The following is a 25,970-nucleotide window of genomic DNA, read 5'->3' on the forward strand; positions in this document are numbered from 1 at the left end:
CCTCCGTGATGGATCTCGGGGACCCGTTGCCGGGTCAGCAGGTTGTGGCGCCGGACACGCCCGACACGTAGGCCTTGGCGACGTACTTGCCCGCCGCGACCCGGTACCAGATGTTCGAGGTGCCCTGCGAGCCTGTGACGGACTGGCCGGTCACCTGGCACTCGACGCGCACCATCGCGTAGTTGGCCGCGAGGCCGACCTGGGTCGCGGTGGACGTGGCGCCGCTGCGGACGTTCAGCGGGTCGCCCGCCGTGCGCACGTAGCCCGCCGGGCCGGAGCCGGTCCACTGGTAGGTGACGGTGACCCAGGCGTTGTCGGTGAGCTTGAGGCCGTCCCAGAAGGTGCCGTCGGCCAGGTCGATGCCCGCCGGGTTGGCGACGGTGCGGCCGAACTGGTCCTTCCCGCCGTTGTAGCCGTCCTGGTAGGCGGCCTGCGCCTCGGGCTTGCCCTGGGGCAGGTCCTTCCACATCTCGCGGGTGGCCGACGGGTTCCAGTAGTCGTCCTTGGTGTTCCACGGGCCGACGTCCCACACCGGGGCCCACTCGCAGCGGCCGTTGGACGCGCAGACGCGGACGCTGTAGGTGCCCGCGTTGTTGGCGGACAGGCCGCGCCGCGACGGCAGGGCGACGAAGTGGTCGCGCTCCTTGATCACGTGCCCGTTGGCGGTGGTGCCGCCGACCAGGCCCTCGCGGGTGGCGAAGATCCGGTAGGACAGGCCGGCCGCCTCCGTGGTGAAGGACTCGGTGGTGGAGGCGGTGAGCGTCAGCTCGCGCACCTCGGGGGTCTGGCGCTCGGCGGTGAGGGCGAGCCGGACCTGGACGGTGTCGGTGGTGGCGGGCAGGACGGCGGGGGCGTCCGGCCGGGCCTCGACCCACTCGGTCCACTGGTCGTCGCCGAGCGCGCCGCGGACGTCCACGGCGACTTCCGCGCCGGCGGGCACGGTGCTCTTCACGGTGGCGGCGACGGTGTTGGCCGGGGTGGTGAGCCGGTGCGGGGCGAGCTGGAGGAACCCGGTGCGCACGGCGGCGCGGGCGCTGGCCGGGGTGGGCGCGGCCCGGTCGAGCCGCACGGCGCCGCCGTCCGAGATGACGCCGCTGTCATCGGCGTCCACAATGGACAGGTCGGCGCGCCAGGAGGCGCCGGGCGCGCTCGTGGTGGGCGCGCCGGCGGCGGTGGGCGCGTCGGGTGCGGTGGCGTGGGACGTGCCGGCGTCGGGTGCGGCGGCAGCGGTGGGTGCTGCGGCCAGGCCGGCGGTCAGCACGGCGGTCACGGCGAGTGGTAACAGGTAGCGCCTCGTCATCGCAGCACTCCTCGCCCGGACAGGTGGAGCGGAGGGACCGCTACAGGGGCCACCCGTCACGGTTCTTCGCCCGAGCCAAGCGCGTGCCGGCGTTACTTGTCAACCAACAAGAAGATGGCCGTGGGAAAAACTCACCCGAACGAGCGAGCGACCGCGGCGCGATCGACCTTGCCGGGACCCCGGGTGGGCAGTTCCCCGAGGAAGACGACCCGCTTCGGCGTGGCGAACCGGCCGACCGCGTCGTGCACCGCCTGGCGCAGGACGTCCGGGTCGGGGCGCTCGTCGGGGTCGGCGGGGACGACGGCGGCCACCACGGCCTGTCCCCACTCGTCGTCCGGCACGCCCACGACGCACGCCTCGTGCACCCCGGGCTGCGCGGCGAGCACCCGTTCGACCTCCTGCGGCGAGACGTTCTCCCCGCCGCTGATGATCACGTCGTCGGCGCGGCCGGTGATCTCCAGCGTGCCGCCGGCGGTGATCCGCCCGAGGTCCCCGGTCCGGAACCACTCGCCGAACGGCTCGCCGCCCTGGTAGCCGAGGGCGAGGGTGGGTCCGGCGATCTCGACCCGGCCGCGGGTGTCGAGGCGGATCTTGACGCCGTCGAGCGGGTGGCCGTCGTAGACGCAGCCGCCGGCGGTCTCGCTCATGCCGTAGGTGGTGACGACGTTGACGCCGGCCTCGCGGGCGCGGTGGAGCAACGAGGGCGGCGTGGCGGCGCCGCCGATGAGGACGGCGTCGAACGCGCGGATCGCGGCCAGCCCGGGGCCTTCGGTGGCGACCAGGCGGGCGAGCTGGGTCGGGACGAGGGCGGTGTAGTGCGGGCCGGGGGTGGCGAGGAGGGCGCGCGCGGCGGTGGCGAACCCGGACGCGCGGAAGCCCGCGGCGAGGTCCATGACGACGGGTTCGGTGCCGGCGACGATCGAGCGGACGAGCACCTGGACGCCCGCGATGTGGGTGGTGGGGAGGGCGAGCAGCCAGGTGCCCGCCCCGCCGAGCCGTGCGTGGGTCGCCTCGGCGGACGCGACGAGCGCACCGGCCGACAGCAACACCACCTTGGGCGATCCGGTCGAGCCGGAGGTGGCGACCGCCAACACGGCCTCCCGCTCCCACCCGACCAGCCCCCCCAACTCCCGCCCACCAGGCAACCCGGCCGCCACGACAACCCGCCCACCCGAGACGGGGTCGGACACGCCGGCAGGCCGCGCCGAGCCGGCCAGGCCCGCCGAGCCGCCCGAGCCGGCAGGGCCTGCCGAGCCGCCTGCGCTGGCCGAGCCCTCTGCGCCCGCGGAACTGCCTGGGCTGGCAGTGCTGGCAGTGCTGGCAGGGCTGGCAGGGCTGGCAGGGCTGGCAGGGCTGGCAGGGCTGGCCGAGCGTGCTCGGGCCGCCGCGTCGGCTGTGCCTGCCGAGGCCGGCGAGCTGGCCGCCCGCGCCGCGCCGGCCGAGCCGCCGCCTGTCGAGTCCCGGGTGCCTGCCGGGCTGCCGGCGCTCGCCCAGCCCGCCGAGCCGGCTGGGCTCGCCGAGTCCGCCCCGGCCGCCGTGTCCGTTGTGCCCGCCGAGTCTGCCGAGCCCTCCGAGTCTGCCCAGAGGGTCGGGGTGGGCCCGGGTTGGGTCAGGGCTGTGCGGAGGGTGGCCAGGGTTGGTGGGTGTGTGGTTGTCATGGGGTGGCCGGGGTCAGTAGTAGTACGGGTAGTCGGACCAGTCCGGGTCGCGTTTTTCCAGGAATGCGTCTCGGCCCTCCACCGCCTCGTCCGTCATGTACGCGAGCCGGGTGGTTTCGCCGGCGAACAACTGTTGGCCCACCAAGCCGTCGTCGATGAGGTTGAAGGCGTATTTCAGCATCCGCTGCGCGGTCGGGGATTTGCCGTTGATCTCCTTCGCCCATTGCAGCGCGGTGTTCTCCAGTTCCGCGTGCGGCACGACCGCGTTCACCGCACCCATCGCGTGCATTTCCGCCGCCGAGTACGTCCGGCCCAGGAAGAAGATCTCGCGCGCGAACTTCTGCCCCACCTGGCGCGCCAGGTACGCCGAGCCGTAACCGCCGTCGAAGCTGCCGACGTCGGCGTCGGTCTGCTTGAACCGCGCGTGCTCCTCGCTGGCCAGCGTCAGGTCGCACACCACGTGCAGGCTGTGCCCGCCCCCGGCCGCCCACCCCGGCACGACCGCGATCACGACCTTCGGCATGAACCGGATCAGCCGCTGGCACTCCAGGATGTGCAGCCGCCCGGCCCGCGCGGGATCGACGGTGTCGGCCGTCTCACCCGACGCGTACTGGTACCCGCTGCGCCCGCGGATGCGCTGGTCACCGCCCGAGCAGAAGGCCCACCCCCCGTCGCGCGGCGACGGGCCGTTGCCCGTGAGCAGGACGCAGCCCACGTCGGGGCTCATCCGGGCGTGGTCCAGCGCGCGGTACAGCTCGTCCACCGTGTGGGGCCGGAACGCGTTGCGCACCTCGGGGCGGTGGAACGCGATGCGCACCGTCCCCTGGTCCACCGCGCGGTGGTAGGTGATGTCGGTGAAGTCGAAGCCTTCGACCGGCTTCCAGCGGGTCGGGTCGAACAGCTCGGAAACGTCCTGGTCTGCCACGCAGGGGACAATATGCCCGCGCGGAAGCTGAGAGCGGCCCAGGCCGCCGATGGCCGGGAACGGCGTGTCGGTGCTGTGCAGTGGTCATGATCCGAGTATTCGAACACCTGTTCGACTCAGCAAGGTGAATCACCCGATCGAGCGCTGAGCGACAATGTGCAGGTGAATCCGTCCACCGCGCAGGCCCGGGTGCTCGTCGACGAGCTGATCCGCAACGACGTCCGGCACGTCGTGCTGAGCCCCGGCTCGCGCAACGCGCCGCTCTCCATCGCCCTCGCGGAGGCGGCCACCGCGGGACGGATCACGCTGCACGTCCGCATCGACGAGCGCAGCGCCGGCTTCCTGGCCCTCGGCCTGGCCAAGGGAAGCGGCCAGGTCACCGCTGTGACCTGCACGTCCGGCACCGCCGTCGCCAACCTCCACCCGGCGGTCCTGGAGGCGCGGCACACGCGGACACCGGTCATCGCCCTCACCGCCGACCGCCCGGTCGAGCTGTACCGCACCGGCGCGAGCCAGACCGTCGACCAGCACGGCATCCTCGGCGTGGCCACGCTCCAGTTCCCCGTGGCCGAACGCCGCACCGGCCAGAACGGCCTGTGGCGCTCCCTGGTCTGCCGCGCCGTCGCCGCCGCCCGCGACACCGGCCCGGTGCACGTCAACGTCCCCTTCCGGGAGCCCCTGGTCCCGGCCGGGGACGACTGGGTCGAGCCGCTGGACGGCCGCCCGTTCGACATGCCCTGGACCCGCGCCGACCCGCGCGCCACGACCTCCGTGCACGCCGCCGACCACCTCGGCCCGCGCACCCTGGTGGTCGTCGGCGACACCGACAAGGACCTCGACGACCTGGCCGGACGCGCCGGCTGGCCGGTCGTCGCCGAACCCACGGCGACCGCCGCCGACGCGCTGCGCCACGGCTCCCTGCTGCTCAACGCGGGCGACCTGCCCGCCGAGCTGACCCCGGACGCCGTGGTCGTCGTCGGCCGCCCCACCCTGTCCCGGGGCGTGACGCGCCTGCTCGCGACCACCCCGACCGTCCACGTCCTGTCCGACGCCCCGGACTGGCCGGACCCGCAGTTCGCCGCCACCCACACCTCGACCGACCTGGTGCTGGGCGAGCACGAGGTGGACCCGGCGTGGCTGGCCGCCTGGCGGCACGCGGACAAGGCCGCCGCCGCGGCCGTGGACGACCTGCTCACCCGCGAACCGTGGCCGACCGGCCTGCACGTGGCCCGCGACCTGCTCGACGCCCTCCCGCCGCGCAGCCGGCTGTTCCTGGGCTCCTCGAACCCGGTCCGCGACGTGGACCTGGTCGCCACGCCCCGCGCGGACGTGCGGGTGCACGCCAACCGCGGCGTCGCGGGCATCGACGGCAGCGTCTCCACCGCCGCCGGCCTCGCCCTCACCGCCGGCCCCGCGTTCGCGTTGATCGGCGACCTCACGTTCCTGCACGACACCAACGGCCTGCTGCTCGGCCCCGGCGAACCGCGCCCCGACCTGACCGTGGTCGTCCTCAACGACGACGGCGGCGGCATCTTCACCCTCCTGGAACAGGGCGCGCCCGAGCACGCGGCCACGTTCGAGCGGGTCTTCGGCACCCCGCACGGCACCGACCTCGCGCTCCTGTGCGCCGCGCACGGCGTCCCGCACACCCGCGTCGAGACGGCCGACCAGTTGAGACGAGCGCTGACCCCGCCGAACGGAATGCGCGTGGTGGAAATCCGGGCGAAACGCACCGAATTGCGCGATCTGCACAGCCGTCTCAAGGCGGCGGTGTCAACCGCTTTCCATTAGCCAGGAACCTACGGACGGGGGTACAGAAGCCCTTGCGGGAAAGCTAGCTTCCCGGCATGTCCCTCAGAGCGAAGCTCACGCTAGGCACCGCCACCGCGGCTTCACTGCTGCTGCTCGCCGGCACCGCGACCGCCGCGGAACCCGGCGCACCGGGCATCGGCGACCCGTACTACCCGAATGCGGGCAACGGCGGGTACGACGTCTCCCACTACGACATCCGGCTCAATTACCAGCCGACTTCCGACAACCTGTCCGGCACGACGACCATCGTCGCCCGGACCACCCAGGACCTGAGCCGGTTCAACCTGGACTTCCTGCTCAAGGTCAGCTCGATCCGGGTGAACAACCGCGTCGCCTCGTTCACCCAGAGCGGCGGCGAGCTGGTCGTCGACCCGAAGCAGAGCCTCCGCAAGGGCTCCGACGTGACCATCGTCGTCACGTACTCCGACGTGCCCTCCAGCCACTCCGTGGACGGCTACACGGCCTGGAAGCGCACCGCCGACGGCGCGCTGGCGATCGACGAGCCGGACATCGCGCAGTGGTGGTACCCGAGCAACAACCACCCGACCGACAAGGCGACCTTCGACGTGTCGGTGGCCGTGCCGGACGGCGTGGAGGTCATCTCCAACGGCCTGTTCAACGGCACCGCCAAGCAGATCAACGGCTGGACGCGGTGGCGGTGGCGGAGCCTGAAGCCGCAGGCCACCTACCTGACCTACGTGGCGATCGGCCAGTTCGAGGTGCGGCAGTCCACCGCGCCCAACGGCCAGCCGGTGGTCAACGCGTACTCGCTGAACCTGGGCGAGAACGAGCTGCCCGCCAAGGCCAGCGTCGAGCGCACCCCCGAGGTGACGGAGTTCCTGGAGCAGAGCTTCGGCCCGTACCCGTTCGAGGCGCAGGGCGGCGTGGTCGCGCCGGGCATCGGGTTCGCGCTGGAGAACCAGACCCGCTCGACCTACGACCCGGCGTTCTTCCGGCGCGGCGCGAACACCTACGTCGTGGCGCACGAGGTGGCGCACCAGTGGTTCGGCGACTCGGTGTCGGTGCAGCGCTGGCGGGACATCTGGCTGAACGAGGGCTTCGCCAGCTACGCCGAGTTCCTGTGGTCGGAGCACGTGGGCGAGGGCACCGCGCAGGAGAACGCCGAGTACATCTACGACCTGTACCCGGCGGACAGCGCCTTCTGGCAGGTGCTGCCCGGTGACCCCGGTGCGGCGGACCTGTTCCACGGCGCGGTCTACGACCGTGGCGCGCTCGCCGTGCACGCGCTGCGCGTGGCCGTGGGCGACGAGGCGTTCTTCACGATCCTGAAGCGTTGGACGCAGCAGAAGAAGTACGGCAACGGCACGATCGAGGAGTTCATCGCGCTGTCCGAGTCGGTGTCGGCGCAGCAGTTGGACGAGCTGTTCCAGACCTGGCTGTTCACGCCGGGCAAGCCGGCGGCGGCGCCGGGCGCGGCCACGTTCGCCACGCAGGCCGTGGTGGCGGAGCCGAAGGCGTTCCAGAAGATCCGCGAGACCCACGTGCTGCTCGACTCGCACGTGCACTGATCGCCTGAAGACGCGGAGCGGCCCCCACCTCGCGCGAGGTGGGGGCCGCTCCTGGCGTCGCGGGGCCCCGGCTTCGGCCGGTGTCGTCGGCCGCTGGGGCTCAGTTCTGGCCGATGCCGTCCACGACCTTGGTGGTGATGGCGCTGTAGCCGGTGACCGTGCCGGGCTCGATGTACGAGTAGTGCGGGTTCGGCCCGGCGACCGTGCGCTCGCCGATGAACTCGCCGGTGGCCGGGTCCACGATCAGGTCCCGCCGCTCCTTCTCGTCCTCGATGCCGATGGCGACACCGGTGCGGCCGTCCAGCGTCACCGCCGACTCGTAGACCTTCACGCCGTCCAGCAGCGCGAGCGCCCGGTACCAGCCGGCCCGCAGGTCGGCGGGCATGAGGCCGGTGCGCAGCAGCTGCACGCCCCAGTGGAACATCACGGCCGGCGTCGCGCCGCGGTGGGCGGTCGCGCCGCGCAGGTAGTCCACGATCGCCTGCGGGTCGCGCGGCAGGGCCTCGTAGAAGGCGGGGTTGTCCCAGTCCTTCGGGTCGCCGCAGGCCTTGGCGTCCTGGGCGTTGGGGAAGAAGTTGCCGCACTTGCCGCGCCGCTCACCGGTGTCGGTGTCGGTGGCCTGGGGCTCCTGCGCCTCGGACCGCGGGACCGAGCCGCCGAGCCACTTCAGGCCGGGCAGCCAGTGCCGCCGCTCCAGCCAGTCCTGGGACTGGTCCTGCGGGATCCACTTCTCGTAGGCGACTTCCTTGAGCCAGCTGTAGCCGGTCATGCCCGCCTGGTTCCAGGCGTGCTCGCGGATGAACCGGTACTGGCCCGGCGCGAGCACCGGGTCGACGGCCTTGATCGCGTCGGCGGCGTTGTTCAGCACCTCCTGCGCCGAGAGCAGCTGCACGGCGGGAGCCGAGGACGTGGCGACGGTCAGGGCGCTGTCCGTGGTCGTGGGGGGCGTCTGGTTCAGCGCGATGCCCGCGATCAGCGCGGCGGCGGCAGCGGCGGCGACCGGCACGGCCCACCGGATCCGGCGGGCGGCGCCGGTCCGCGAGCCCGGGAGGACGGTGAACCTGCCCGCGCGGCGCGGCTCCTCCTCGGCGGCGGCGGCCAGGACGCGGGCGCGGACGTCGTCCAGCGCGCCGGTCGAGTGGCGGGCCTGGTGGTTGATCTGGTCGAGGACGTCGTCGAGGTCGCTCATCAGCGGTCCTTCTCGGTCAGCAGGGCTTGGAGGCGGGCGCGGACGCGGTGCAGGCGGGAGCGGACCGTGCTGGCCGGCTCCCCGAGGGCGGCGGCGACCTCGGCCGGCGTGAGACCGGCCCAGGAGGTCAGCAGCAGCGCGTCCCGGTCCTCGTCGCGCAGGTCGTTGAGCGCGGCGGCGACGGCCTTGGACGCGCGTTCGGCGTCCACGCGGTCGGCGACGAACGCGCCGTGGTCGGGTTCGGGCCGGCCGACCGCGCGCAGGCCGGCGCGGTGGCCGCGCACCTCGCGGCGGACGTGCTCGCGCACCAGGTTGGTCGCGATCCCGTAGAGCCAGCCCTTGACCGGGGCCTTGTCCGGGTCGTAGGTGTGCCGGCGGCGCAACGCCACCAGGAACGTCTCGGCCACCAGGTCGTCGGCCGCGGACTCGCCGACGCGGCCCGCGAGGTAGCCGCGCAGCTGCCGCGAGTGGGCGTCGAACAGCTGCGCGAACACGGCGGTCACGTCGGGCCCGCGCAGGTCCGGCGGTTTCTCCAGTGCTGTGGTCACACACCGGTTGACCGCAGGCCCCGCCGGCGTCCCGGTGACCTCGGTCACATGCCTTCGAGGGCTTCGCGGAAGGGCAGCATCTTGGCGTGCGCCTCGCGGACCTCGGAGTCGGGGTCGGACTCGGCGACCAGCCCGCAGCCCGCGAACAGCCGCGCGGTGCGGCCCTCGACGCGGGCGCAGCGCAGCGCGATGCCCAGCTCGCCGTCGCCGTTGCCGTCGATCCAGCCCACGGGACCGGCGTAGCGGCCCCGGTCCATGCCCTCCAGCTCCTCGATGACGGTGATCGCGTCGGCCCGGGGCGTGCCGCCGACGGCCGCCGTGGGGTGCAGGGCCTCGCCGAGCCGCAGCAGCGAGGGGGAGTCGTTGAGGGTGCCGATGACGTCGCTGGACAGGTGCGACACGTTCGGCAGGCGCAGCACCGAGGGGCCCTCGACGGACATGGTGGCGCAGAACGGCCGCAGCGTTTCGGCCAGCGAGGCCACCGCGTACTCGTGCTCCTCGCGGTTCTTGCCCGACGACATCAGCGCGGCTTCCAGCTCGTCGTCGGACATGCCGTCGTGCGGCCACGTGGTGCCGGCCAGCACCCGCGAGTCCACCACCTGGCCGGACCGGCGCAGCAGCAGCTCGGGCGTGGCCCCGACCAGGCCGTCCACCGCGTACACCCAGCACTCGGGGTAGCGCCGGGCCAGGCCGCGCAGCACGAACCGGTGGTCGATCGGCGCGTCGGCCACGGCCAGCAGGTCGTGCGCGAGGACGACCTTGTCCAGCTCGCCGGCCCGCATCCGGGCCACGGCCGTGCGCACCGCCTCCCGGTACGCGGTGACCGACAGCTCGCCGTCGGCGTAGCGGACGGTCGAGGGCCGGGTGACCGGCTGCACCGGGTGCGGCTCGCTCTCGCCGACCGTGGTGAGCCACGTCTCACCGCCGCGCCGCCCGACCACGACCTCCGGCACGACCAGCACCGAGTGCCCCGGCCGGTCGGCGAACGCCATGCTCACGAACGCGACCGGCCCCGAACCGGGCACGCCCACCTCGTCCTCGACGTCCAGGGCCGCGGTGAAGTCGCGCCACCAGGTGTCGGCGGCGGCGAACCGGTCCGGCCCGGACACCTCCACGCGAGCCGCCTCACCCCACCCGACCAGGCCTGACCCGTCCCGCACCCAGGCCAGGGCGCCGGTCGGCGCGGGCAGCCTGCCCAGCAGGCCACCGGCCGGGACGCGCCTGGTGTGCACGCGCAACCGCTGTCGGGTCCGGGAGGCGGGAGCTGTGGTCACGGCGTCGAGGGTATGGACTCATCGCTGAGATTCCGCGTCCGCCCAGCCCTAGACTCCTCAGTTGTGGTGGACAACGCAGTGCGGACCGGTCGTCGGCGGAAGGCGAAGCGGCTGGTGGGCCGGGCACTGCTCGTGCTGGGCGGCGTCGTGACGCTGATCGGCGTGACCCTGCTCGCCGCGTGCGTGCGCGACGACCTGGCCATCGAGAACCGCATGGGCAAGGCGACCGCCGAGGTGGTGTCGGTCTCGTTCCAGCGCACGGTGGTGCGGTTCGCGACCCCGGACGGCAAGGTCTACAGCCCCTCGCAGGGCGTGCTCTACCCGGACGGCCTGGAGCCGGGCCAGCTCGTGCGCATCGAGTACGACACCGCGGACCCGGAGGTCGCGCGCGTGGCCGAGCGCACCTGGACCCTGGCGATCCTGCCCATCTCGACGTTCCTGCTCGGCGTGTGGGCCGTGCTGCTGCCGCTGCGCTGGTGGGTGCGCCGCCGGTTGTGACACTTGTTCCCGTAAACCGACTCCAGGTGTAACATCGGTCGCATGGACCTGGAGGCGGAGTTCGAGCGCGCCGTCAGCGGTGAGCAGCGCGTCGAGCCGCGGGACTGGATGCCCGACGGCTACCGCAAGACCCTGATCCGGCAGATCGCGCAGCACGCGCACTCCGAGATCATCGGCATGCAGCCGGAGGGCAACTGGATCAGCCGCGCGCCCTCGCTGCGCCGCAAGGCGATCCTGCTGGCCAAGGTCCAGGACGAGGCGGGCCACGGGCTCTACCTGTACGCCGCCACCGAGACGCTCGGCGCGGACCGGGGCGAGCTGACCGAGAACCTGATCAACGGCCGCCAGAAGTACTCGTCGATCTTCAACTACCCCACGCTGTCCTACGCCGACGTCGGCACCATCGGCTGGCTCGTGGACGGAGCGGCCATCTGCAACCAGGTGCCGCTGTGCCGCACCTCTTACGGCCCGTACGCGCGCGCCATGATCCGCATCTGCAAGGAGGAGTCCTTCCACCAGCGGCAGGGCTACGAGCTGCTGATGACCATGATGAGCGGCACGGACGCCCAGCGCGCCATGGTGCAGGAGTCGGTGGACCGGTTCTGGTGGCCGTCGCTGATGATGTTCGGCCCGCCGGACTCCGAGAGCGCCAACACCGAGCAGTCGATGAAGTGGCGCATCAAGCGCAACACCAACGACGAGCTGCGGCAGAAGTTCGTGGACATGACCGTGCCGCAGGCGGAGAAGCTCGGCGTGACCCTGCCCGACCCGGCGCTGAAGTGGAACGAAGAGCGCGGGCACTACGACTTCGGCCAGCCCGACTGGGACGAGTTCTGGCAGGTCGTCGGCGGCAACGGGCCCGCCAACGCGCAGCGCGTCGCGCACCGGCGCAAGGCGCACGAGGACGGGGAATGGGTGCGTGCCGCCGCCGCGGCCCACGCCGCCCGTCACGCACGTCAGGAGGGTGTGGCATGAGTTCGTCGTGGCCGCTGTGGGAGGTGTTCGTGCGGGGCAAGCGCGGGCTCAACCACGTGCACGTGGGGTCCCTGCACGCGCCGGACGCGGAGATGGCGCTGCGCAACGCCCGTGACGTCTACACGCGCCGCAACGAGGGCGTGTCGATCTGGGTCGTGCCCGCCGCCGCCATCACGGCGTCCTCGCCGGACGAGAAGGACCCGTTCTTCGCGCCCAGCGGCGACAAGGTGTACCGGCACCCGACGTTCTACTCGATCCCCGAGGACGTGCCGCACCTATGAGCTTCGACAACGCTTATGAGTCGCTGATCGACCACGAGGATACCCACTGGGCGTTCGGCACGGGGTTCTCCGAGTCCCTCCCCGGAGTCGACCGGGCGATTCCGTCCGATGTGGACAGTGCGGACCTGTTCTCCTACTGCCTGATGCTCGGCGACGACGCCCTGGTGCTGTCGCAGCGGCTGGCGGAGTGGTGCTCGCGCGCGCCGGAGCTGGAAGAGGACGTGGCGCTGGCCAACATCGCCCTCGACCTGCTCGGCCAGGCCCGGCTCCTGCTGACCCGCGCGGGCGAGGTCGAGGGGCTCGGACGGGACGAGGACGCGCTGGCGTACCTGCGCGACGAGCGGGACTTCCGCAACGTCCACCTCGCCGAGATCGAGTGCGGACCGTTCGCGGGCGGCGACTTCGCCACCACGATGGCGCGGCTGCTGGTGTTCTCGACGTGGAAGATCGCGCAGTACTCGGCCCTGCTGGGCTTCGCCGACCCCGTCGTGGCCGCCGTGGCCGCGAAGGGGCTGAAGGAACTGGCCTACCACCGCGACCACGCGGCCCAGTGGGTCGTGCGGCTGGGCGACGGCACCGACGAGTCGCACCGGCGCATGCGGGCCGGCCTGGAGCGGGTCTGGCCGTTCGTGGAGGAGCTGTTCGCGGCGCACCCCGTGGAGCAGCGGCTCGGTCTCGACCCGGCCGCCTACCGGGCCGAGTTCGACTCCGTGATCGACACGGTGCTCGCGGCGGCCGGCGTGCAGCGGCCCACGTCCGTGCCCGCCGCGCGGGTCAACGGGCGCGCCGGGCGCGACGGCGTCCACACCGAGGCGATGGGCTACCTGCTCGCCGAGATGCAGCACCTGCACCGGTCCCTGCCGGGGGCGACGTGGTGACCGCGCTGGACGTGGCGTCGGCGGTCCGGGACCCGGAGCTGCCCGTGCTGACGCTGGCCGACCTCGGCGTGCTGCGGTCGGTCGAGGAGGAGGACGGGCGGGTCCTGGTGACCATCACGCCCACCTACTCCGGGTGCCCGGCGGTCGAGGAGATGGGGGCCGACCTCAAGCGGTCCCTGCGCGCCGCCGGCTACGCCGAGGTCGAGGTGCGGACGTCGCTGTCCCCGGCGTGGACCACGGACTGGATCAGCGAGGAGGGCCGGCGCAAGCTCGCCGAGGCGGGCATCGCGCCCCCGGCCCGCGTCGGCCCGCGCGCCGTCGGCCCGGTTCCCCTGACCCTCACCCCGCCGTCCGCGCGGGTGGCGTGCCCGCGCTGCGGGTCGCCCCGCACCGAGGAGCTGTCCCGGTTCGGGTCCACGGCGTGCAAGGCGCTGCGGCGCTGCCTGGACTGCGCCGAGCCCTTCGAGCACATCAAGGAGATCTAGATGGCCCGGCCGGTGTTCCACAAGCTGACCGTGGCGTCCGTGGATCGCCTGTGCGAGGACGCGGTCGCCATCACGTTCGACGTGCCGGCGGACCTGGCGTCGGACTTCGCGTTCCGCGCGGGCCAGTACCTGACCCTGCGCCAAGGCGACGAACGCCGGTCGTACTCGATCTGCGCGCCGGTCGGCGCCCCGCCGCGGATCGGCGTGCGGCGGGTGGACACGGGCCTGTTCTCGACGTGGCTGGTGGACCGGCTGACGCCGGGCGACGTGGTGGAAGTCCTGCCCCCGGCGGGCGGCTTCACCCCGGCCGGCGGGTCCCACCACGGCCTGGTGGTGGCCGGCTCGGGCATCACGCCGGCTCTGTCCATCGCTTCGACGGCTCTGGCCGCGGGCGAACGCGTGACGCTGCTCTACGGCAACCGCCGCACCGACACGGTGATGTTCGCGGAGGACCTGGCGGACCTGAAGGACAGCTACCCGTCCAGGTTCCAACTGATCCACGTGCTGTCCCGCGAGCCGCGCGACGTGGAGCTTTTCACGGGCCGGTTGGACGCGGCGAAGCTGCGGGCGTTGTTCGCGTCGGTGGTGCCGATGTCGTCCATCGACCAGTGGTGGCTGTGCGGCCCGTACGGGATGGTCCGCGACGCCGAGGAAGTGCTGTCGTCCCTGGGCGTCCCGGCCACGTCGGTCCACCACGAACTGTTCTACGTGGACGAACCCCCACCGCCGCCCCGACGCGCCGAGCAGGTGCTGTCGTCGGTGGGCGAGGGCACGGTGATCCTGGACGGGCGGACGACGACGGTCCCGCTACCGCCGGACACGCCGATCCTGGACGCGGCCCAACGGGTGCGCTCGGACCTGCCGTTCGCGTGCAAGGGCGGGGTGTGCGGCACGTGCCGGGCACTGGTCGTGTCGGGCGAGGTGGAGATGCGACGCAACTACGCGCTGGACCCGGCGGAGGTCGAGGCGGGCTTCGTGCTGACCTGCCAGTCGGTGCCGGTGACCCCGGCGGTGACGGTCGACTTCGACGCGTGAGCGCAACTAGTGTAGCCAGGTAACGATTAGGCCGAATGTCGTATCACATTAGTGCTACGGCATGATCGTCACCATGTCCTTGCACGCCTTCCTCGACGAATCCCGCCGAGGCTCCACCTACCTGGTCGCCGTGGTCACCGTGCAGCCGCGCGACCTCGACCGACTTCGTTCCGCGATCCGACGCCTGGTGAAACCCGGCCAACGTCGCATCCACTTCGCCAAGGAGAGCAACGGCCGGAGAGGCGAGGTGGTCACCCGGCTCCACGCACTCGGATTGCGCGCCCGGATCTGGTTGTGCGCGCACAACGACGACATCGTCGCGCGGCGCGTGTGCCTGGCCGCCGCCGCGGCGCACCTCGTCGAGGCAGGCGCGGCCAGGCTGGTGTTGGAAAGCTGCCAGCACCAGGACGGCCGTGACCGGCACACCTTGGCGGCGGTGGCGGGCAAGCTCTCGGACTTCAGCTACGAGCACCTCAAGCCCCTTGAGGACCCGCTGCTGTGGTCGAGCGACGCGATCGCATGGTGCTACGGCGCAGGCGGCGAGTGGCGGCGGCGAGTGGAAGGACTGGTCGACGCGGTGTGCCGGCTGGAAAGGCCGTAGAAAGCGCGAAACCCGGCAACCGACCGTCCGGACGGTGAACCGGGTTCACTTCCGGCTCCTATTGGAACCGGCAAGACGATGCTAGCACGACGGCCGGCAGTTGTTGATCACACTATCGGGTCATCGACGACTGCCACCAGCCCAGGACCTCCTCGGCCACCTCCGGCATCGCCACCAGCAACCCGTCCACCGGCAACGGGTCGTCCTCGCCACGCCGGTCCAGCACGGCCGCGCCCGACTCGACCGCCAGCGCCACCGCCCCCGCCACGTCCCACTCGTGGTAGCTGTGCAGCACGGCCGCCGCCGCGTGACCCAACGCCACCTGCGCCACCGCCAGCGCCTTCGACCCCAGCACCCGCACCCCGGTCCCCGACACCGCCGCCCGCGAGATGAACTCGCCCATCCCCGGCCACGGCCCGGTCCGCGTCATCTCCGTGCACACGATCGAGCTGACCGCCTGCTCACCCAGCCGCACCGGCGTCCCGTTCGCCCGCATCCCCCGACCGCGCGCGGCGGCGTAGATCTGCGCCCGGTACGGGTCCGCGACCACGCCCACGACCGGCCCCCACCGGTCCACCAGCGCCAGGCTGTACGCGCACCACGGCACGCCCGCCACGTAGTTCGCCGTCCCGTCCACCGGGTCCACCACCCAGCGGAACTCGGCGTCCGACGCCACGTCCTCGTCGGTGTCCTCGCAGAACACCGGGATGTCCGGGAACTCCGCCGTCAGCACCCGCCGCGTGTGCCGCTCCAGCGTGCGGTCCGTGTCGGTCACCCAGTCGAACGGCGACGCGTCCTCGTCGGGCCGCGCGCCCCGGCCGGCCGTCGCCATGATGACGTCCGACGCGTCGTTCGCCAGGCGCCCCGCTATCTCCAGCGCGATCGACACCAGTCCGGGATCGACGGGCTGCGCGGGTCGGGACGACAAGACGGTCATGCCGACCTAGTGTCACCGCCCCTGGTGTCCGCGACACGACCTCCAGGTGAAGCGATGACGATCCTTCGGTCAACGTCAACCGCGACGCGAGGATTTCGACCTTCGTTCCCCGATCCGTCACGCCACCGTGTCCTTCGCGGCTCAAGGTGATCGGCGTGCGTGTAGCGATCGTCACCGAGAGCTTCCTCCCGCAGGTGAACGGGGTGACCAACTCCGTCCTGCGGGTGCTGGAGCACCTGCGTGCGCACGGCCACCAGGCCCTCGTGGTCGCACCCGGCGCGGGCGCGGACCACCACCACGGCACCCCGGTCGTCCGGGTGCCCGCCGTCGACCTGCCCCGGTTCAGCTCCCTGCCCGTCGGCGTCCCGACCCGCAAGGTCCTCACCGCGCTCGCCGACTTCCGCCCCGACGTCGTCCACCTCGCCAGCCCGTTCGTCCTGGGCGCGCGGGGCCTGTCCGCCGCCCGCCGCCTCGGCCTGCCGACGGTCGCGGTCTACCAGACCGACGTCGCCGGGTTCGCCGGCCACTACGGCCTCGGCCTCACCGCCCGCGCCGCGTGGCGCTGGACCCGCCGCCTGCACGCCCAGGCGGACCGCACCCTCGCGCCGTCCACGTGGGCCGTTGACGCGTTGCGCGAGCACGGGGTTCCGCGCGTCCACCGGTGGGGTAGGGGAGTGGACGTGGACCTGTTCGCACCGCACCGCCGTGACGACGCCCTGCGCCGTTCGCTCGCGCCCAACGGTGAAGTCCTGGTCGGCTATGTCGGCCGGCTGTCCCCCGAGAAGCAGGTGGACCGCCTGCGCGCGTTGCACGACATCCCCGGGATCCGCCTGGTCGTCGTGGGCGAAGGCCCCGAGGAAGCGGCTCTCCGGCGGGACCTGCCGGGCGCGGCTTTCCTCGGCTTCCGCACCGGCGCCGCCTTGGCGGAGGCCTACGCGTCGCTGGACGTGTTCGTGCACACCGGACCGCACGAGACGTTCTGCCAGGCCGTGCAGGAGGCGATGGCCAGCGGTGTGCCCGTGGTCGCCCCGGACGCGGGCGGCCCGCGCGACCTGGTCCAACCCGACACCGGCTACCTGTTCACCACCGACGACGACCTGCGCGCCGCCGTGACCGCCCTGCTGGACCCGTTGCGGCGCAAGCGTTACGGCCACGCCGCCCGGCGCTGGGTTCGGGGACGGACGTGGTCCGCGGTGTGCGCCGAACTGGTGGGCCACTACCACGCCGTCCTCGGGACGCCGGAGCGGCAAGCGGCATGAGGATCGTGCAGCTGGCCAACTTCTACGGTCCGCGGTCGGGCGGCCTGCGCACCGCGTTGCACCACCTGGGGGCGGGCTACGCGGGAGCGGGCCACGAGGTGACCCTGGTCGTGCCGGGGGCGGCGCACGCCGACGAGCACCTGTCCCCCAACGTCCGCCGCATCACGCTCCCCGCGCCGAGGCTGCCCGGCACCGGCGGCTACCGGGCGGTGGACCCGTGGCGCGTGCGGACGCTGCTGGACCACCTGCGCCCGGACCGCCTGGAGGTGTCGGACCGCCTGACCCTGCGCGGCATGGGCAAGTGGGCGCGGGCGAACGGCGTTCCGAACGTCGTGATCTCCCACGAACGCCTGGACCGCCTGCTCGAACAGTTCCTCCTACCGCCGGCGCTGGCGAGGGCGGGCGCGGACTGGGCGAACGCGCGCATGGCGGCGTCCTACGACACGGTCGTGTGCACGACGGACTTCGCGAGGCAGGAATTCGACCGGATCGGCGCCACCAACGTCACCCGCGTCCCCCTGGGCGTGGACCTGCACACCTTCACGCCGACCCGCCACAACCGGACCCTCAAGCGAACCTTGGCCCAAGGCGCCGACGCCCTCCTGATCCACTGCGGCCGGCTGTCGCCGGAGAAGCACGTGGAACGCAGCGTGGACACCGCCGCGGCCCTGCACGAGTCCGGCCACAACATCCGCTTGGTGATAGCCGGCGACGGCCCCCGCAGGGAGGCCCTGGAACGGCGAGCGTCCGGTCTACCCGTCACTTTCCTGGGTTTCGTGAACCGGCGGACCGAGGTGGCCACCCTCTTGGCGACGGCCGACATCTCCCTGGCCCCGGGCCCCCACGAGACCTTCGGCCTGGCGGCCCTGGAAGCCCTGGCCTCGGGCACCCCGGTGGTCGTCTCGGCGTCGTCGGCCCTGCGCGAGATCGTGCAACCAGACTGCGGAGCCGCAGTCCCGGACCACGCCACAGCCTTCGCCGGCGCGGTGAGCTCCCTCCTGGACAACCCGGAACAAGAACGCCGAGAAGCCGCCCGAGCAAGAGCCGAACAATACCCATGGCAAACAGCCATAACCGGCATGCTCACCGCCCTACAAGCCACCTAGCCAGCCCCACAAGCCACCCAACCGCTCAGCGCCCCACCAAGCCACCACCCGCACTCCACGCCGCCCACCCCGGCACGCCCACCGCCTCAACCGGCACCCTGCGCCCGCCGCCTCAACCGGCACCCTGCGCCCGCCGCCTCGACCGGCACCCTGCGCCCGCCGCCTAAGCCCGCGAGCCGCACGCGCGCACCCCGGGCGGACACCCGCCAGCCCCTCAGGCCCACGACCCGCCACCCGGTGACCCGCCACCCCAGCCGGCCCAGGGCCGCGTGCTCGCGCTACCTGCGCTGGAGCATGGCGGCGTGTGGTGGCTCGGGTGGGGCGGAGCGTGTGGGGGGCGGGTTGGGCGCGGGCGGAGTGGGCGGGGTTGGAGTGGGCGGGGGCGGGCGGTGCTGGGTGGGCGGGCTGCTGGGTGGGCGGGCTGCTGGGTGATCGGGGGCTGGGGCTGGCAGGTTCGCTGGCTTGTGTCGGCTGTAGGTGTGGTGTGGTTGGGGGTGGTGTGAGGGTGCGTTTGCCTTGCGCCGTGCCGCCTCCTCTTCTTTACGGCAACGTTCGGCGAAGCCTGAAGGTGCCCGAATTGCGATCAATTCGCGACATCGGGTGAACATTGCGTCCGCAGTAAACCTGGACGGCTCGCGCCAGCGTGAGTAATGGGCGTTCGTGCAGGTCAGGCTGCCTGGGGGTGTGCGGGATTTCGGTCTCAGGGGGTGTCGCCTAGGCTTTGGTCATGTCGCGTGCAGGTTTGGACAAGAACCCCCGCGAGGTTGCCGAGATGTTCGACGGCGTGGCCGCGGGCTACGACCGCACGAACTCCGTCATGACCCTGGGGTTCGACCGGCGCTGGCGGGAGTGGAGTCGGCGGGTTCTCGACGCTCGGGCCGGGGAGAAGGTGCTCGACCTCGCGGCCGGGACGGCCGTGTCCACCGTCGAGTACGCGGCGTCCGGCGCGTGGTGCGTCGCGGCCGACTTCTCGATCGGCATGTTGCTCGGCGGCCGGCACCGGGACGTGCCCAAGGTCGCCGCCGACGCCCTCCGGCTGCCGTTCGCGGACAACGCCTTCGACGCCGTCACGGTCTCCTTCGGGCTCCGCAACTTCAACGACACCGAAGCCGCGCTCCGCGAGATGGCCCGCGTGGTCAAACCCGGCGGCCGGCTGGTGATCTGCGAGGTCTCCACGCCGACGTTCCGGCCCTTCCGGTTCGTCTACATGCGTTACCTGCTCCGGATCCTCCCCTTCATCGGCCGGTTCGTCTCCTCGAACCCCGAGGCGTACCAGTACCTCGCCGAGTCCATGCGGACCTGGCCGGACCAGCGGGCGCTCGCGGAGATCGTCGCCAGGGCCGGGTGGGAGGACGTCGCCTGGATGAACCTGACCTTCGGCATGGTCGCGCTGCACCGGGCCACCAAGCCGGCGGAGATCAGCGAGCCGGCGGAGATCAGCGAGACGGGTGAGATCAGCGAGTCGGCGGAGGCGAGCCGGCCGGCGGGAGCCGGCGAGGCCGTGGAGGGCGAGGGCGAGTGAAGGTCGGGGTTGTCGGCGCGGGGAACATCGGTGCGTCGGTCGCGAAGAAGCTCGCCCGCGCCGGGCACGACGTGGTGATCGCCAACAGCCGCGGGCCCGAGACGCTGCCCGAGCTCGACGGCGTCGCCAAGGGCACCGTGGACCAGGCGGTCGAGGGGCGGGACGTCACGTTCCTCGCCGTGCCGTGGGTCGCCATGGACGCCGTGACCGCGGGGCGCGACTGGACCGGCAAGGTCGTGGTGGACACCAGCAACCCGATCCTCCCCGGCTTCGTGTTCGCGGACATCGGCGGCCGGCCCTCCAGCGCGATCGTCGCCGAGAAGGTCCCGGGCGCGCGGCTGGTCAAGGGGTTCAACACGCTCAGCCCCGAGCGGCTCGAACGGGACGCCCGCACGGTGATCTTCCTGTCCGGCGACGACCCCGGGGCCACGAAGGTGGTCGCCGAGCTGGTCGAGTCCGCCGGGTGGGCCGCGATCGACCTCGGGTCGTTGGAGGTCGGTGGGCGGCTCCAGCAGTACCCGGGTGGGCCGCTGCCCGGGCTCAGCCTCGTGCAACAGGACTGAGCGCCGGCCGGCAGGACTGAGCACGGGCAACAGGACTGAGAAGGCCTCAGGAAGGCATAAGTAGACTCGACCCCGGGACTTTGTGAACTGACGCACAAGGAGCGGGGATGACGACTCCCAGCCGCCGCAGGGCAGGCGAGGACGCCGAGGTGATCGTGGTCGGCGCGGGACCCGCGGGGTCCACGGCCGCGACCTACCTGGCCCGCGCGGGCCTGGACGTGCTGCTGTTGGAGAAGAGCACGTTCCCCCGCGAGAAGGTCTGCGGCGACGGGCTCACCCCGCGCGGCGTGAAGCAGCTCATCGACCTGGGCATCGACACCAGGGAAGAGGCCGGCTGGCTGCACAACCGCGGCCTGCGGGTCGTCGGCGGCGGGGTCACGCTGGAACTGGACTGGCCGGACCTGGCGACCTTCCCGCCCTACGGCGTGGTCCGCCCCCGCCAGGACTTCGACGAGATGCTCGCCAAGACCGCGCAACAGGCGGGCGCGCGCCTCCACGAGCAGACGACGGTCACCGGGGCCATCACCGAGAACGGCCGCGTGGTCGGCGTCGAGGCCAAGGCCGGCCCGGACAAGCGGCCGGTCACCTACCGCGCCCCGATCGTCCTGGGCTGCGACGGCGTCTCCGCCCGCCTGGCGCTCAGCGTCGGCATCCAGAAGAACGACGCCAAGCCGATGGGCGTGGCCGTCCGCCGCTACTACGCCAGCCCCCGCACCAAGGACGACTACCTGGAGTCGCACCTGGAGCTGTGGGACCGCCAGAACGACGTCCTGCTCCCCGGCTACGGCTGGATCTTCGGCATGGGCGACGGCACGGTGAACGTCGGCCTGGGCATCCTCAGCACCTCCAAGGCCTACGGCACCACGGACTACCGCGCGCTGCTGCGCTCCTGGCTCGACGGGACCCCGGAGGAGTGGGGCTTCCGCGAGGAGAACGCGACCAGCCGCATCGGCGGCGCGGCGCTGCCCATGGGCCTGAACCGGAAGCCGCACTACCGCGACGGGCTGCTCCTGGTGGGTGACGCCGGTGGCATGGTGAACCCGTTCAACGGCGAGGGCATCGGTTACGCCATGGAGTCGGCCCGGATCGCGGCCGAGTCGGTCGTCCAGGGCCTCGCCCGCACCGGCTACAGCCGGGAACGCGCACTTCACGGCTACCCCGTCCGGATCGAGCAGGCCCTGGGCAGCTACTACCGCCTGGGCAACGTCTTCTCCAGGCTCATCGGCAACCCGACGGTCATGCGCACGGCGACCAAGTACGGCCTACCTCGGAAAACGCTGATGAAACTGGTCCTGAAGCTGCTCGCGGGCCTTTACGACCCCAAGGACGGCGACTCCTTCGACCGTCTCATCACGGCCGCCACAAAGCTCACCCCAACGGCCTAATCGGGCCCCACTAGCCGACGCAGCGCCGACCTCCGGGTCGGCGCTGTTTCGTTTTGGGTGTGCTCCCGTTCACTCCACGCCGCCAAAGCTGTTGATCTGCACCGTGTAAGACCAGGTCAGAGCATGTAAAGGGGGTGCGGTTCACGCCTCTGTGTGACGTTCTACACTGACCTCCAGGTCTTGTGAATCAGTTCACAACCGGCTGAGATGCCTTGTGAACTGTTTCACAAGCGACCTGCGGAAAGTTAGGTGCGCCTAACCTCCGGAGGCCGCAAGAACACCCTTAGGGTGCGCAACTGTCAGCGGTGCCACCACCACCGCGACGACGCGAGGAAAGGACGACGGAGAGTGCTGGACCCTTACCTCCCCCTCGTATTGATGTTCGCCCTCGCCGCGGCCTTCGCCCTGTTCTCCGTGACGGCCGCCCCCTACATCGGGCCCCGCCGCTACAACAAGGCGAAGCTCGACGCCTACGAGTGCGGCATCGAACCGTCACCCCAGCCCGTGGTCGGCGGTGGCCGCATGCCGGTCGCCTACTACCTCACGGCGATGCTGTTCATCCTGTTCGACATCGAAATGGTGTTCCTCTACCCCTTCGCGGTCTCCGCGGACCGGCTCGGCCTGTTCGGCCTGGTGGAGATCGCACTGTTCGTCGCGACGGTCGGCTTCGCGTACGCCTACGTGTGGCGGCGCGGCGGCCTCGACTGGAACTGAGGGGAAGACCCGTGGGCCTCGAAGAGAAGCTCCCGAACGGCATCCTGCTCGCCAGCGTGGAGAAGCTGGTCAACTGGACCCGCAAGTCCTCGCTCTGGCCCGCCACGTTCGGCCTCGCCTGCTGCGCCATCGAGATGATGACCACCGGCGGCCCGCGCTACGACCTCGCGCGGTTCGGCATGGAGGTCTTCCGCGCCTCGCCGCGCCAGGCCGACCTGATGATCGTCGCGGGCCGGGTGACCAACAAGATGGCCCCGGTGCTGCGCCAGATCTACGACCAGATGCCCGAACCGCGGTGGGTGCTGGCGATGGGCGTGTGCGCGTCCAGCGGCGGCATGTTCAACAACTACGCGGTCGTGCAGGGCGTGGACCACGTCGTGCCGGTCGACATGTACCTGCCGGGCTGCCCGCCGCGGCCGGAGATGCTGATCGACGCGATCCTCAAGATCCACGCGAAGATCATGGACGAGCCGCTGGGGCAGAACCGGGCCGCGCTGCTGGCCGAGCAGGGCAAGCGCACCGAGCTGATCCCGTCGTCCCAGCGCTTTGCGAAGAAGTGAGTGAGATGACGCAGGCAGGGGACGAGCACTCCAGCGCGCAGCGCGCCGTCGAGGGCTTGGAGGCGACCAACGGCGCCGCGCCGAAGGCACCCATCGTCGCGGGCAAGGCCCGCAAGGGCATGTTCGGCGTCGCCGGCTCCGGTGACACGTCGGGCTTCGGCGGCCTGCGGCTGCCCGCCCACGTCGCCGCGCCCAGCGAGCGGCCGTTCGGCGGCTGGTTCGACGAGGTCGCCGACGAGCTGATCGGCGCGATCCACGAAAAGGGCCTGCCCGCCGACACCATCCAGCAGATCACCGTGGACCGCGGCGAGATCACGTTCTACCTGCGCCGGGAGAACCTGGTCGAGGTGGCGCGGATCCTGCGCGACGACCCGGCGCTGCGCTTCGAGCTGTGCAGCTCGGTGTCCGGGGTGGACTACGGGCCGGACGCCCCGCAGCGGCTGCACTCGGTGTACCACCTGACGTCGATGACCTACCGCCGGCGCATCCGGCTGGAGGTCGCGGTCGACGTGGACGACGCCCACATCCCCAGCGTCGTGTCGGTCTACCCCACGGCGGACTGGCAGGAGCGGGAAGCCTGGGACATGTTCGGCATCGTCTACGACGGCCACCCGGGGCTGACCCGGATCCTCATGCCGGACGACTGGGACGGCCACCCGCAGCGGAAGGACTACCCGCTGGGCGGCATCCCCGTCGAGTACAAGGGCGCGGAGATCCCCCCGCCAGACCAGAGGCGGTCCTACTCATGACCGAACGTCTTTCCGACGTGACCACGGGCACCGACACCAGCACGGTGGGCCGCGAGTCCGACACCGCCGCGCAGAGCCGCGACCCGTACGACGCCACGTCCCGCCAGACGACCGAGGGCACCGTCTACACGGTGACCGGCGGCGACTGGGACGAGGTGCTGGCCGAGGCGGCGGGCGACGAGCGCATCGTCATGAACCTGGGCCCGCAGCACCCGTCGACGCACGGCGTGCTGCGCCTGGTGCTGGAGCTGGAGGGTGAGACCGTCACCCAGGCCCGCAGCGTCATCGGCTACCTGCACACCGGCATCGAGAAGAACTGCGAGTACCGGAACTGGACCCAGGGCGTCACCTTCGTGACGCGCATGGACTACCTGGCGCCGCTGCACAACGAGGCCGCGTACTGCCTGGCCGTGGAGAAGCTGCTCGGCGTCGAGGCCCCGGCCCGCGCGCAGACGATCCGGGTCCTGCTGATGGAGCTCAACCGGATCTCCTCGCACCTGGTGGCCCTGGCCACCGGCGGCATGGAGCTGGGAGCGCTCACCGGCATGACCGCGGGCTTCCGCGAGCGCGAGGAAGTCCTGCACCTGCTGGAGTTCCTGACCGGTCTGCGGATGAACCACGCCTACATCCGCCCCGGCGGCCTGGCGCAGGACATCCCGGCCGACGCGCCGCAGCGCATCCGCGACTTCATCAAGGTCATGGACTCGCGGCTGCCGGACTACGACAAGCTGCTCACCGGCCAGCCGATCTGGCGCAACCGCCTGCAGGGCATCGGCTACCTGCCGGTGGACGCGTGCCTCGCGCTGGGCATCACCGGCCCGATCCTGCGGTCCGCGGGCCTGCCGTGGGACCTGCGCAAGGTCGAGCCGTACTCGGGCTACGAGAACTACGAGTTCGAGGTGCCGACCTCGACCGACGCGGACTCGTTCGCCCGCTACCGGCTGCGGCTGGCGGAGATCCACGAGTCGCTCAAGATCGTCCGGCAGGCGGTGGACCGCCTGGAGCCGGGCCCGGTCATGGTGGAGGACGCCAAGATCGCGTGGCCGGCGCAGTTGACGATCGGCGCGGACGGCATGGGCAACTCGCTGGAGCACGTCCGCAAGATCATGGGCCAGTCCATGGAGTCCCTGATCCACCACTTCAAGCTGGTGACCGAGGGCTTCCAGGTGCCGGCGGGCCAGGTGTACGTGCCGATCGAGTCGCCGCGCGGCGAGCTGGGCTACCACCTGGTCTCCGACGGCGGCACCCGGCCGATGCGCGTGCACGTGCGCGAACCCAGCTTCGTGAACCTCCAGTCGATGCCCGCGATGTGCGAGGGCGGCATGGTCGCCGACGTCATCGCGTCGGTGGCCTCTATCGACCCGGTGATGGGTGGTTGTGACCGATGAGCACTCCCGAGGAAGTCCTTGAGGCTTCGCCGCTGGACCCGGCGGAGACCGCGCACCTGGTGCACGAGACGCCGTACGACACCAGCGTGTTCGACCAGGCGACGGTGGACCGGGCGCGGGCGATCATCGCCCGCTACCCGTTCCCGCGGTCGGCGCTGCTGCCGATGCTGCACCTGGTGCAGTCGGTCGAGGGGTACGTCAGCCAGGCCGGGATCGCGTTCTGCGCCGACCAGCTCGACCTGACCCACGCCGAGGTCAGCGCGGTCGCGACCTTCTACACGATGTACAAGCGGCGGCCGTGCGGCGAGCACCTGGTGAGCGTGTGCACGAACACCCTGTGCGCCGCGCTGGGCGGTGACGCGATCTACGCGAAGCTGCGGGAGCACCTGGGCGCCGACGGCAAGCCGCTGGGCCACGAGGAGACCTCGGGCGAGCCGGGCACGCCCGGCTCGATCACGCTGGAGCACGCCGAGTGCCTCGCCGCGTGCGACCTCGGCCCGGTCCTCCAGGTGAACTACGAGTTCTTCGACAACCAGACGCCCGAGAAGGCGTTGGAGCTGGTCAAGGCGTTGCAGGCGGGCGAGAAGCCGCACCCGACGCGGGGCGCGCCGCTCACCGACTTCCGCCAGGCCGAGTTGCAGCTCGCGGGCTTCTTCGAGGGCCGGGAGGCGGACCTGGACGGTCCGTCGGCCGCGCCGGAGACCGTGCGGGGCGCCGCGCTGGCGGCGGACCGCGGCTGGACCGCGCCCGCGATGCCGGACGACGCGGAGTTCCCGCCGCTGCCGGAAAAGAAGTAGGG

At 71.9% G+C, this 25,970-nt stretch carries 26 protein-coding genes; 19 read left to right on the forward strand and 7 right to left on the reverse strand.

Features of this window, described 5'->3' with window-relative positions; genetic code table 11:
* Positions 1 to 34: 34 nt before the first annotated feature.
* From AB0A74_RS16615 to AB0A74_RS16625, 3 genes are all read right to left on the reverse strand, one after another.
* A complete protein-coding gene (locus AB0A74_RS16615; RefSeq protein WP_358250207.1) occupies positions 35 to 1,300 on the reverse strand; it encodes a hypothetical protein in 1,266 nt (421 codons plus the stop codon).
* A gap of 131 nt (positions 1,301 to 1,431) precedes the next feature.
* Positions 1,432 to 2,445, reverse strand: a complete 1,014-nt coding sequence (gene menE / locus AB0A74_RS16620; protein WP_358250305.1) for an o-succinylbenzoate--CoA ligase — start codon at positions 2,443 to 2,445, stop codon at positions 1,432 to 1,434.
* A gap of 526 nt (positions 2,446 to 2,971) precedes the next feature.
* Positions 2,972 to 3,883, reverse strand: a complete 912-nt coding sequence (locus AB0A74_RS16625; protein WP_343935266.1) for a 1,4-dihydroxy-2-naphthoyl-CoA synthase — start codon at positions 3,881 to 3,883, stop codon at positions 2,972 to 2,974.
* Positions 3,884 to 4,045: 162 nt separating this feature from the next.
* Here AB0A74_RS16625 and menD point away from each other — a divergent pair, with 162 nt between their 5' ends.
* Both menD and AB0A74_RS16635 read left to right on the forward strand, forming a co-directional pair.
* The gene (gene menD / locus AB0A74_RS16630; RefSeq protein ID WP_358250209.1) at positions 4,046 to 5,674 is read left to right on the forward strand and encodes a 2-succinyl-5-enolpyruvyl-6-hydroxy-3-cyclohexene-1-carboxylic-acid synthase; all 1,629 of its coding nucleotides are present in this window, start codon (positions 4,046 to 4,048) and stop codon (positions 5,672 to 5,674) included.
* Between the two features lie 56 nt (positions 5,675 to 5,730).
* Positions 5,731 to 7,224 carry a M1 family metallopeptidase gene (locus tag AB0A74_RS16635; protein ID WP_358250211.1) on the forward strand — a complete coding sequence of 498 codons (1,494 nt, stop codon included), beginning with the start codon at positions 5,731 to 5,733 and terminating at the stop codon, positions 7,222 to 7,224.
* Positions 7,225 to 7,324: 100 nt separating this feature from the next.
* On the opposite strand, the gene AB0A74_RS16640 is transcribed toward AB0A74_RS16635, so the two are convergent.
* Genes AB0A74_RS16640 through AB0A74_RS16650 form a run of 3 tightly spaced genes read right to left on the reverse strand, consistent with a single transcriptional unit; the run spans position 7,325 to position 10,235 of the window.
* Entirely contained in the window at positions 7,325 to 8,413 is a 1,089-nt protein-coding gene (locus AB0A74_RS16640) for a CU044_5270 family protein (RefSeq protein WP_358250213.1), read from the reverse strand.
* On the reverse strand, positions 8,413 to 8,961 hold the full coding sequence (locus AB0A74_RS16645; protein WP_358250214.1) for a sigma-70 family RNA polymerase sigma factor: 549 nt from the start codon (positions 8,959 to 8,961) through the stop codon (positions 8,413 to 8,415). Before AB0A74_RS16645 ends, AB0A74_RS16640 begins: the two co-directional genes overlap by 1 nt.
* A gap of 44 nt (positions 8,962 to 9,005) precedes the next feature.
* Positions 9,006 to 10,235, reverse strand: coding sequence for an isochorismate synthase (locus tag AB0A74_RS16650; RefSeq protein ID WP_358250215.1), 1,230 nt, complete (start codon positions 10,233 to 10,235; stop codon positions 9,006 to 9,008).
* Between the two features lie 63 nt (positions 10,236 to 10,298).
* Between AB0A74_RS16650 and AB0A74_RS16655 the strand changes: the two genes are divergently transcribed.
* The 7 genes from AB0A74_RS16655 (at position 10,299) to AB0A74_RS16685 (ending at position 14,988) form a co-directional block, all read left to right on the forward strand.
* A complete protein-coding gene (locus AB0A74_RS16655; RefSeq protein WP_358250217.1) occupies positions 10,299 to 10,733 on the forward strand; it encodes a DUF3592 domain-containing protein in 435 nt (144 codons plus the stop codon).
* A gap of 42 nt (positions 10,734 to 10,775) precedes the next feature.
* Positions 10,776 to 11,708, forward strand: a complete 933-nt coding sequence (gene paaA, locus AB0A74_RS16660) for a 1,2-phenylacetyl-CoA epoxidase subunit PaaA (protein WP_358250219.1) — start codon at positions 10,776 to 10,778, stop codon at positions 11,706 to 11,708.
* Positions 11,705 to 11,989, forward strand: a complete 285-nt coding sequence (gene paaB, locus AB0A74_RS16665; protein ID WP_121224725.1) for a 1,2-phenylacetyl-CoA epoxidase subunit PaaB — start codon at positions 11,705 to 11,707, stop codon at positions 11,987 to 11,989. Before paaA ends, paaB begins: the two co-directional genes overlap by 4 nt.
* Positions 11,986 to 12,867 carry a 1,2-phenylacetyl-CoA epoxidase subunit PaaC gene (gene paaC, locus AB0A74_RS16670; RefSeq protein WP_358250221.1) on the forward strand — a complete coding sequence of 294 codons (882 nt, stop codon included), beginning with the start codon at positions 11,986 to 11,988 and terminating at the stop codon, positions 12,865 to 12,867. Before paaB ends, paaC begins: the two co-directional genes overlap by 4 nt.
* Positions 12,861 to 13,352 carry a 1,2-phenylacetyl-CoA epoxidase subunit PaaD gene (paaD, locus tag AB0A74_RS16675; protein WP_358250223.1) on the forward strand — a complete coding sequence of 164 codons (492 nt, stop codon included), beginning with the start codon at positions 12,861 to 12,863 and terminating at the stop codon, positions 13,350 to 13,352. The genes paaC and paaD overlap by 7 nt, the downstream gene beginning before the upstream one ends.
* Positions 13,353 to 14,387: a 1,2-phenylacetyl-CoA epoxidase subunit PaaE gene (paaE, locus tag AB0A74_RS16680; RefSeq protein WP_358250225.1), complete on the forward strand. Its 1,035-nt coding sequence runs from the start codon at positions 13,353 to 13,355 to the stop codon at positions 14,385 to 14,387.
* A gap of 73 nt (positions 14,388 to 14,460) precedes the next feature.
* On the forward strand, positions 14,461 to 14,988 hold the full coding sequence (locus tag AB0A74_RS16685; RefSeq protein ID WP_358250226.1) for a hypothetical protein: 528 nt from the start codon (positions 14,461 to 14,463) through the stop codon (positions 14,986 to 14,988).
* Between the two features lie 112 nt (positions 14,989 to 15,100).
* On the opposite strand, the gene AB0A74_RS16690 is transcribed toward AB0A74_RS16685, so the two are convergent.
* Positions 15,101 to 15,925 (reverse strand): inositol monophosphatase, encoded by an 825-nt coding sequence (locus AB0A74_RS16690; protein ID WP_358250228.1) that lies wholly within the window; start codon positions 15,923 to 15,925, stop codon positions 15,101 to 15,103.
* Between the two features lie 155 nt (positions 15,926 to 16,080).
* On the opposite strand from AB0A74_RS16690, the gene AB0A74_RS16695 reads away from it, so the two are divergent.
* From AB0A74_RS16695 to nuoE, 10 genes are all read left to right on the forward strand, one after another.
* Positions 16,081 to 17,184, forward strand: coding sequence for a glycosyltransferase family 1 protein (locus AB0A74_RS16695; protein ID WP_358250229.1), 1,104 nt, complete (start codon positions 16,081 to 16,083; stop codon positions 17,182 to 17,184).
* Positions 17,181 to 18,290 carry a glycosyltransferase gene (locus AB0A74_RS16700; protein WP_358250231.1) on the forward strand — a complete coding sequence of 370 codons (1,110 nt, stop codon included), beginning with the start codon at positions 17,181 to 17,183 and terminating at the stop codon, positions 18,288 to 18,290. Before AB0A74_RS16695 ends, AB0A74_RS16700 begins: the two co-directional genes overlap by 4 nt.
* A 727-nt stretch (positions 18,291 to 19,017) precedes the next feature.
* Positions 19,018 to 19,812: a demethylmenaquinone methyltransferase gene (locus tag AB0A74_RS16705; RefSeq protein ID WP_358250233.1), complete on the forward strand. Its 795-nt coding sequence runs from the start codon at positions 19,018 to 19,020 to the stop codon at positions 19,810 to 19,812.
* Positions 19,809 to 20,375 (forward strand): NADPH-dependent F420 reductase, encoded by a 567-nt coding sequence (locus tag AB0A74_RS16710; RefSeq protein ID WP_358250235.1) that lies wholly within the window; start codon positions 19,809 to 19,811, stop codon positions 20,373 to 20,375. Before AB0A74_RS16705 ends, AB0A74_RS16710 begins: the two co-directional genes overlap by 4 nt.
* A gap of 107 nt (positions 20,376 to 20,482) precedes the next feature.
* On the forward strand, positions 20,483 to 21,760 hold the full coding sequence (locus AB0A74_RS16715; RefSeq protein ID WP_358250237.1) for a geranylgeranyl reductase family protein: 1,278 nt from the start codon (positions 20,483 to 20,485) through the stop codon (positions 21,758 to 21,760).
* 348 nt (positions 21,761 to 22,108) lie between these two features.
* Positions 22,109 to 22,474 (forward strand): NADH-quinone oxidoreductase subunit A, encoded by a 366-nt coding sequence (locus AB0A74_RS16720; RefSeq protein ID WP_121224746.1) that lies wholly within the window; start codon positions 22,109 to 22,111, stop codon positions 22,472 to 22,474.
* 11 nt (positions 22,475 to 22,485) lie between these two features.
* A complete protein-coding gene (locus tag AB0A74_RS16725) occupies positions 22,486 to 23,034 on the forward strand; it encodes an NADH-quinone oxidoreductase subunit B (protein WP_121224748.1) in 549 nt (182 codons plus the stop codon).
* A gap of 5 nt (positions 23,035 to 23,039) precedes the next feature.
* On the forward strand, positions 23,040 to 23,783 hold the full coding sequence (locus AB0A74_RS16730) for an NADH-quinone oxidoreductase subunit C (RefSeq protein WP_358250240.1): 744 nt from the start codon (positions 23,040 to 23,042) through the stop codon (positions 23,781 to 23,783).
* Positions 23,780 to 25,171, forward strand: a complete 1,392-nt coding sequence (locus AB0A74_RS16735; RefSeq protein WP_358250241.1) for an NADH-quinone oxidoreductase subunit D — start codon at positions 23,780 to 23,782, stop codon at positions 25,169 to 25,171. The genes AB0A74_RS16730 and AB0A74_RS16735 overlap by 4 nt, the downstream gene beginning before the upstream one ends.
* The gene (gene nuoE / locus AB0A74_RS16740; protein ID WP_358250243.1) at positions 25,168 to 25,968 is read left to right on the forward strand and encodes an NADH-quinone oxidoreductase subunit NuoE; all 801 of its coding nucleotides are present in this window, start codon (positions 25,168 to 25,170) and stop codon (positions 25,966 to 25,968) included. The genes AB0A74_RS16735 and nuoE overlap by 4 nt, the downstream gene beginning before the upstream one ends.
* Positions 25,969 to 25,970: the final 2 nt, after the last annotated feature.

Source organism: Saccharothrix sp. NPDC042600 (assembly GCF_040647305.1).
GTDB classification, from domain to species: domain Bacteria; phylum Actinomycetota; class Actinomycetes; order Mycobacteriales; family Pseudonocardiaceae; genus Actinosynnema; species Actinosynnema mutabilis.

What these genes read in the sequence shown, in the direction of transcription:
- AB0A74_RS16730 (WP_358250240.1), top strand. Translation starts at nt 23,040, where the DNA reads ATGACGCAGGCAGGGGACGAGCACTCCAGCGCGCAGCGCGCCGTCGAG.
- AB0A74_RS16705 (WP_358250233.1), top strand. Translation starts at nt 19,018, where the DNA reads ATGTCGCGTGCAGGTTTGGACAAGAACCCCCGCGAGGTTGCCGAGATG.
- paaB (WP_121224725.1), top strand. Translation starts at nt 11,705, where the DNA reads ATGAGTTCGTCGTGGCCGCTGTGGGAGGTGTTCGTGCGGGGCAAGCGC.
- AB0A74_RS16735 (WP_358250241.1), top strand. Translation starts at nt 23,780, where the DNA reads ATGACCGAACGTCTTTCCGACGTGACCACGGGCACCGACACCAGCACG.
- AB0A74_RS16615 (WP_358250207.1), bottom strand. Translation starts at nt 1,300, where the DNA reads ATGACGAGGCGCTACCTGTTACCACTCGCCGTGACCGCCGTGCTGACC.
- AB0A74_RS16685 (WP_358250226.1), top strand. Translation starts at nt 14,461, where the DNA reads ATGTCCTTGCACGCCTTCCTCGACGAATCCCGCCGAGGCTCCACCTAC.
- paaE (WP_358250225.1), top strand. Translation starts at nt 13,353, where the DNA reads ATGGCCCGGCCGGTGTTCCACAAGCTGACCGTGGCGTCCGTGGATCGC.
- paaC (WP_358250221.1), top strand. Translation starts at nt 11,986, where the DNA reads ATGAGCTTCGACAACGCTTATGAGTCGCTGATCGACCACGAGGATACC.
- AB0A74_RS16715 (WP_358250237.1), top strand. Translation starts at nt 20,483, where the DNA reads ATGACGACTCCCAGCCGCCGCAGGGCAGGCGAGGACGCCGAGGTGATC.
- AB0A74_RS16635 (WP_358250211.1), top strand. Translation starts at nt 5,731, where the DNA reads ATGTCCCTCAGAGCGAAGCTCACGCTAGGCACCGCCACCGCGGCTTCA.
- paaA (WP_358250219.1), top strand. Translation starts at nt 10,776, where the DNA reads ATGGACCTGGAGGCGGAGTTCGAGCGCGCCGTCAGCGGTGAGCAGCGC.
- nuoE (WP_358250243.1), top strand. Translation starts at nt 25,168, where the DNA reads ATGAGCACTCCCGAGGAAGTCCTTGAGGCTTCGCCGCTGGACCCGGCG.
- AB0A74_RS16700 (WP_358250231.1), top strand. Translation starts at nt 17,181, where the DNA reads ATGAGGATCGTGCAGCTGGCCAACTTCTACGGTCCGCGGTCGGGCGGC.
- AB0A74_RS16640 (WP_358250213.1), bottom strand. Translation starts at nt 8,413, where the DNA reads ATGAGCGACCTCGACGACGTCCTCGACCAGATCAACCACCAGGCCCGC.
- AB0A74_RS16690 (WP_358250228.1), bottom strand. Translation starts at nt 15,925, where the DNA reads ATGACCGTCTTGTCGTCCCGACCCGCGCAGCCCGTCGATCCCGGACTG.